This window comes from Daejeonella sp. (genome assembly GCF_037719425.1).
Taxonomy (GTDB): domain Bacteria; phylum Bacteroidota; class Bacteroidia; order Sphingobacteriales; family Sphingobacteriaceae; genus Daejeonella.
Map to the genome: position 1 here is coordinate 1 of NZ_JBBJNI010000199.1, position 6,067 is coordinate 6,067.

Annotated in this window: 7 protein-coding genes; 3 read left to right on the plus strand and 4 right to left on the minus strand. The window is 44.1% G+C overall.

From position 1 onward, the window contains the following. Positions 1 to 382 (plus strand): hypothetical protein (locus WKF69_RS18105; protein WP_340383727.1); only part of this gene is annotated, 382 nt, incomplete at its 5' end. A gap of 6 nt (positions 383 to 388) precedes the next feature. Next, positions 389 to 838: an SH3 domain-containing protein gene (locus WKF69_RS18110; RefSeq protein ID WP_340383729.1), complete on the plus strand. Its 450-nt coding sequence runs from the start codon at positions 389 to 391 to the stop codon at positions 836 to 838. A gap of 86 nt (positions 839 to 924) precedes the next feature. Here the strand turns inward: WKF69_RS18110 and WKF69_RS18115 are convergent, their stop codons facing one another. Further along, positions 925 to 2,208, minus strand: a complete 1,284-nt coding sequence (locus tag WKF69_RS18115) for a glycoside hydrolase family 2 TIM barrel-domain containing protein (protein WP_340383731.1) — start codon at positions 2,206 to 2,208, stop codon at positions 925 to 927. A gap of 346 nt (positions 2,209 to 2,554) precedes the next feature. Between WKF69_RS18115 and WKF69_RS18120 the strand changes: the two genes are divergently transcribed. Then, positions 2,555 to 3,400, plus strand: coding sequence for a UDP-2,3-diacylglucosamine diphosphatase (locus tag WKF69_RS18120; RefSeq protein ID WP_340383733.1), 846 nt, complete (start codon positions 2,555 to 2,557; stop codon positions 3,398 to 3,400). On the opposite strand, the gene WKF69_RS18125 is transcribed toward WKF69_RS18120, so the two are convergent. The 3 genes from WKF69_RS18125 to WKF69_RS18135 form a co-directional block, all read right to left on the minus strand. Further along, positions 3,340 to 4,761 carry a GH1 family beta-glucosidase gene (locus WKF69_RS18125; RefSeq protein WP_340383735.1) on the minus strand — a complete coding sequence of 474 codons (1,422 nt, stop codon included), beginning with the start codon at positions 4,759 to 4,761 and terminating at the stop codon, positions 3,340 to 3,342. The genes WKF69_RS18120 and WKF69_RS18125 overlap by 61 nt on opposite strands. A gap of 15 nt (positions 4,762 to 4,776) precedes the next feature. Beyond that, a complete protein-coding gene (locus WKF69_RS18130) occupies positions 4,777 to 5,802 on the minus strand; it encodes a glycosyltransferase family protein (protein WP_340383737.1) in 1,026 nt (341 codons plus the stop codon). After that, the coding region (locus tag WKF69_RS18135; protein WP_340383739.1) for a hypothetical protein at positions 5,799 to 6,067 on the minus strand (269 nt) is incomplete at its 5' end. The genes WKF69_RS18130 and WKF69_RS18135, both read right to left, overlap by 4 nt.

The following is a 6,067-nucleotide window of genomic DNA, read 5'->3' on the forward strand; positions in this document are numbered from 1 at the left end:
TAAACGAATGAAAAATTTAAAATTATTTACTCTAGGCGCAATGTTCTGTTTTGTACTATTCGCCTGTGGGAAAAAAGACGCACAAATTGCCAATACTTGGCAAGTAACCGGAATTAACACGGAAACGGATCTTCCGGACTCGCTAAGAAATGCGATGATAGCTAACTCCAAAATGGTGTTTACTAAGGATGGTAATTACTCTACATCCGGAGGAATTGGCGCTGACCAGGGTACATATACCGTGGATGAAGCTGTCAAGAATCTTTCGACAGTTTCAAGCGCAGGCAAAAGCAGTGAAGTTTACACTATCAGTAAACTGGACAAAGACAATCTTATTCTTATAAACAAAGGCAATACAGTTACCTGTATTGCTGTAAAATAAATTATCATGGGACTATTTGATCAAGTAAATAAAGGGGTTGTAAACCAACAACTCCAAAATAATTATGGCGACGTTCTTAAGCGTGCCGGGATTAACATTCCAAATCTATGGGTGCAGGATGTAAAAGGAACCCTGACTGTTGCCGGCACGGTACCTGACATGGCAACCGGCGAAAGAGCTGTCGCAGCTCTAAAGGGTCAGCCAGGCGTAGTGAATGTTTTTAATCTGCTCGAGATGGAAGACCTGACCAGCAAGAATATAAAGATGAAAGTGGTCACTCAATCATCAAATCTGAATATTAGAAAAGGGCCGGGAACCGATTATGAAATAATCGGCAAGGCAAAGCATGAATCTCAGGTGCAGCTTATAAAAAGGATGTACAATGACTGGTATTATGTCCGTACCGAAGACGGAACTGAGGGTTTCAGTTCAGCGAATTATCTTCAGAGCCTTTAGAAGTAGCAAGTATTAAGTATCAGGTATCAAGACTTCGGGGCTCTCCCTATCTTGGTCCCTGGTATTTTTCTATCCCAGGCGCTGAATTATTCGCTTACGTAAAAAGGAATATTCCCGGTGGCGACTTTATTTTTACCATCAGAAGCATAGAGGAACAAGCGATAAGCTCCGGATTTTTTCGGTGATCTTAATGAGATACTGCCTGGTATGTTTTCTGTTATCAATCCCGTAATTGGCTTTGGCCTTGCTTCTTTATCACCTCCTTCTTTTAAGTCGGTACTCTCGGGAAGTAACTCCCACCGGTAGGCCAGCTGGTCTTTATTAGGATCAGTAACTATTGCAACCACTTTGTAACTTTGATTTCTCGAAAGGTAGATTGCCTCCGGCGTTTGCTTACCGTCAAGTGCTAACGTTTCAAGATGCGGAGCCTGGTTTGCGGGCCATTTCCCTGACCACAGATAATGCATGACATCCAGCACCTCGGAACCTTCTCCCGCTTCAGTGAACAGGCCATACCAGGTAGGAGTTCGCTCCTGTTTTTGTCCCCAGAGGAAAACGTATGAGCCAAGACAATTTTTATCTTTTTGGATAGAGGCTTCATAACGACTTTTGTAAACAGCGGCTTTCTGACTGCTGGTTTCCTCCACTGCCGCCTTCCATGGGAGGATCTTGCTTTCCCAATGCCCGGTTGGTCCCCATTCTGTAACCATGTAAGCCTTTGTCCAGTTGCTGGCTTTGACCCGATCCGGAACAACGGGAAGGCTTCCGTAAGTCTGTACAGAAAGCAGGTCTATATCAGGTGTACGTACCTTAATCTCTTCGATTACTTTTTTATTTACTCCGGCCAGCATTGTTGTGGAAGGGTGATTTGGATCTACCTCATGGATCATCTTAGAGATATCATTCACTGCGTCCCAGACTTTCGGATTCGTGGCACTAAGATTCAACTCATTTCCTATACCCCACATCAGCAAAGCTGGATGATCTTTGTAGGTGATAACTTCTTTCCGCAGTTTTTCAAGCTGTTTTTTTACTGCTGTAGTGTCATCATAGTTGAAGCCATGGCGTTCCCTTGCAACATCCAGACCCATTGTTACTGTTAAGCCAAGAGCCTGCGCTTTATCCAGGATCCCCATAGCATCCCTGGTACTCCATGTGCGCACGGAATTGCCCCCATATTCGGGCAGCTTTTCCATGTAACTCGTACCTCCTGCGCCCTTAACAAAATATTGTTTTCCGTCCCGCAGTAGTTTAAAGCCCTCATGGTCCTTCACCACCTCAACTTTAACAGGCTTGTTCGATTGTGCAGTCGCGGCAAGCACAACTAGCATCAAAAAGCTTATAGCACTTATTCTTAAAAAGCTGTTCATATCATGAAAATTGTTCGGGTCAAAGTATTATAATAAGCTAAATAAGCATCGCGAAAGCTGTAATGTAGTATTTATATAGTCAAAGGCAAAACGTTTTTCCGCTAATTTGGTTGCTTCGCTGTGCTCGCAATGACCGGCCATCAACAAAGAATTTCAAGGAGGGGGATAAAGTTGAAGCTCCAACTTTATCCCCCTCCCTTTATTACCGAGTGTTCTGTCATTGCGAGGAGGCACGACGAAGCAATCCTTAGACGCTCTGGCCGAGCGCAGCAACCCTTCATAAAGCATAACCCACAGTTAACATTCAGCTTACATGCATGCTCTTCCTTTGGAAAATAAGACCCGAATGCCCAAACGCGAAGTAGACCTCGTAATAATATCCGACATTCACCTGGGCACCTACGGATGCCACGCCCAGGAGTTGCTCTGCTACCTTAAAAGTATAAAACCTAAAAAGATCATTTTGAATGGTGATATAATAGATGTCTGGCAATTCAGTAAATCATACTGGCCAGAGTCGCACATGAAAGTCTTAAGAAGGATAATGAAGTTCGTTTCTGAAGGAGTCCCTGTATATTACCTCACAGGTAATCATGATGAGATGCTGCGTAAATTTGCAGACCTGAAGGTCGGGAGCTTCCGGCTCTTAAATAAACTGGTGCTGAATCTGGATGGTAACAAAGCGTGGATATTCCATGGAGATGTATTTGATATCACCATGCAGAATTCGAAATGGCTTGCCAGGCTTGGGGCTGTAGGCTATGATTCTCTGATCCTGCTGAATAGTTTTGTGAACTGGTGCCTTATAGCGATTGGAAGAGAAAAGTTGAGTTTTTCTAAACGAATAAAAGCCCGGTTTAAGGACGCTGTAAAGTTCATTAATGATTTTGAAAACACTGCCTCCGAACTGGCAATAGACAAAGGCTACAAATATGTTGTTTGCGGACACATACATCAGCCTGAAATGCGGGAAATGTCATCCCCGAAAGGGAAGGTATTATATCTCAATTCCGGCGACTGGGTAGAAAGCCTGACATCTCTCGAATATCACAATGGCAAATGGAGCATCTACAAATATCAGCCAGAAATTTTCGAAGGCACGATGCCGGAAGCGGAGGACCTTATGGACAATCAGGATTTGGAGGCGATGCTGGATATCAAATCGCTTTTTTTGCAATTTAAGTCTGGCTGAGTTTTAACCTCTGGGCCCTTTAAAAATTCAGAATACCAGTGCCCTGATGCTTTTATTATGCGTTCCTGGGTTTCAAAATCCACATACACTAATCCAAACCGGGGATGGTATCCCTCTGACCATTCAAAGTTATCGGTTAATGTCCACACGAAATATCCGTCTACATTAAGTCCTTCATTCCGCGCTTTAAGGATCTGCTGCAAATTAGCTTTAATATAATTTGTACGCTGGACATCATCGATCTTGGCATCACTCAAAGTATCAGTAAACGCTGCACCATTTTCAGTGATATAAATTTTTTTAATGCCTTTGTATGCATTGAATTTCCTGACCATCTCATACATAGAGGCAGGATATACTTCCCAGCCCATAGCAGTAACCGGCACACTCCTGTCCTTCGCCTTTACCACGGCAGCTTTAACATACGGAGTGAAAAATGAATTTCTAACGACCTCCCGCGTATAGTTCTGGATCCCGATGAAATCAAAATCAAAAGCCATTTTGTCCTTATCATCTGGTTGCATATACTTTTCGATCCTTTTCAAAAAAGGCAGCTCCTCTTCGGGATAGCCCATGCCGAGAATAGGTTCAATAAACATGCGGTTTAACAGCGCGTCAATGCGTTTAGCGGCGTTTACATCCTTCGGACGATTGGTGTAGGGCTCCACCAAGGAACAGGAGAATGTAGTCCCGATTTCTGCACCCGGAAGCAGGTCTTTTAAAATTCGGCCCCCTTCACTTGTGCTTAACACACTGTGGTGGATGGCCGGTATGAAATTTTGCGCGCCCGTTCGTCCCGGGGCGTGAACACCAAGAAAGTATCCGGCTCCTGTGAATGCCATAGGCTCATTCATCACGATCCAGTGTTTAACCCGGTCGCCAAAGTGTTTTGCGCAAACGGCTGCGTATTCCGAGAACCAGGAGATAATATCGCGGTTTGTCCAGCCCCCTTTTAGCTCGAGGGCATGTGGCAGGTCCCAGTGATATAAAGTAAGCCAGGGATCCGTTCCATTTTCCAGGCAGGCGTCAATTACCCTGTTATAAAAGTCGATTCCTTTCTGATTGACGGCACCTGTGCCACAAGGAAGTATCCTGGGCCAGGAAACAGAGAATCTGAAATTGGGGATGTTAAGCTTCTTTACGAGAGAAAGATCGGCGGGGTATCGATTGTAAAAGTCGCAGGCAATCTTCCCATGATGGCCGCTTAGTACCTTATTTTTCCGTTCAGTATATACATCCCAGATAGAGCTGCCCTTCTCATCGATATCATGGCTGCCTTCTATCTGGTAAGCTGCGGTTGACACCCCCCACTTAAAATCCTCCCCGAACAGATCACGGCTTAACTCATCTCCAATCTCCATACCTTTAAAACCTTTTTAGATAAACAAAGTTTCGGCACTGTCAAAAGTAGTATCGGCTTGATGTTTCTTAACGATCATATCGATAACTTTCTGTGTAATATCAGGATAATTGACAGCAATTTTCTGCCCGTGTTCGAGCCACTCTGAAATTAAAGGTTGATACTTGGGTTTTAAGTTTTTTATAACAGGAACCTTCATAGCCTGTAGTGCAGCTGCATTAAGATGCTGTTCATACTGATTTTTCATCGGGATCACCATCAGCTTTTTCCCGAGAAATAGAGCTTCTGCAGGAGTTTCGAAACCAGCCCCGCATAGTACGCCAGAAGACGATGCCATACTTGTGGTAAATTTGGCGCCATCAATTGGCTGGATGTTAATATTTCTGACTTTGAGGGGTCTTGAATTATGTTTCGAAAACACGTCCCATTCTACATCGTTAAACTCCGAAAGGAAATTGATCAATCGCTCGTCATCATAAGAAGGCAGATAAACCGTATAATGCCCGGCATCAGTTATTTGCTGAGCTCGCACTTCGCGGCGTATAACCGGCGTAAAAATATTCTCTCTAAAGGAGGAGAAGTGAAAGCCATATTGTGAGCTGGAAGGCGCATAGTTATTAAGTATCAGCTTTCCCATCATATCGTTTTCCGCGGGTCGGGGAAGTCCGGGACTAAGAACAGCTGCCTGATGGCTCAGTGAAATGCACGCCTTGTTTTTAAAGTAGCATGCCCATGCTGAAACCGGTTCAAAATCATTGATCACGAGATCATACTCCTCTACCGGCAGAGTCTTAATAGATCTTAGAAGTTTCCGGATATTCGTGCGTGCAAGAGTTTTCCATATACTCACCCCTCCTGATTTTCCAAAAATAAAGCTCAAGCCAGAGAGCTTATATTTTATGGGGAAGGGGAGGTTCAGATCACCCTGGCTGCCGCTGACAAGTATATCAACTTCTCCGTGTTTTTTAAGGCATGGGATAACATCCGTGGCCCTGCTCAGGTGGCCATTTCCTGTTCCCTGGATGGCATAAAGTATTCTCATGTTAGCCCGACACTGATTTGTCCGCCTTCTTTATCGCATCCTTGCCTGAAAAGAGAATAAAGCGGCCTCATGCGAATTTTAAAGATTAATGCAGAAATTCCTGCAAACCAGTTCAGCGGGTTCAAATATTTATCGGTTTTCATCCTGCAATTTACTGTTCTGAAATTATGTAAGGGTTTAGTTAGGGTTATTAGATTGTTATCCGCCCATGTCATCCCGAGCGCAGCGAGGGACCTTCGTACATTATCCTGCGTGTGGAGTTTTA

Bases quoted from the DNA above. Each gene is read 5' to 3' on its own strand.
- WKF69_RS18110 (WP_340383729.1), top strand. From the start codon at position 389: ATGGGACTATTTGATCAAGTAAATAAAGGGGTTGTAAACCAACAACTC.
- WKF69_RS18120 (WP_340383733.1), top strand. From the start codon at position 2,555: ATGCCCAAACGCGAAGTAGACCTCGTAATAATATCCGACATTCACCTG.
- WKF69_RS18115 (WP_340383731.1), bottom strand. From the start codon at position 2,208: ATGAACAGCTTTTTAAGAATAAGTGCTATAAGCTTTTTGATGCTAGTT.
- WKF69_RS18130 (WP_340383737.1), bottom strand. From the start codon at position 5,802: ATGAGAATACTTTATGCCATCCAGGGAACAGGAAATGGCCACCTGAGC.
- WKF69_RS18125 (WP_340383735.1), bottom strand. From the start codon at position 4,761: ATGGAGATTGGAGATGAGTTAAGCCGTGATCTGTTCGGGGAGGATTTT.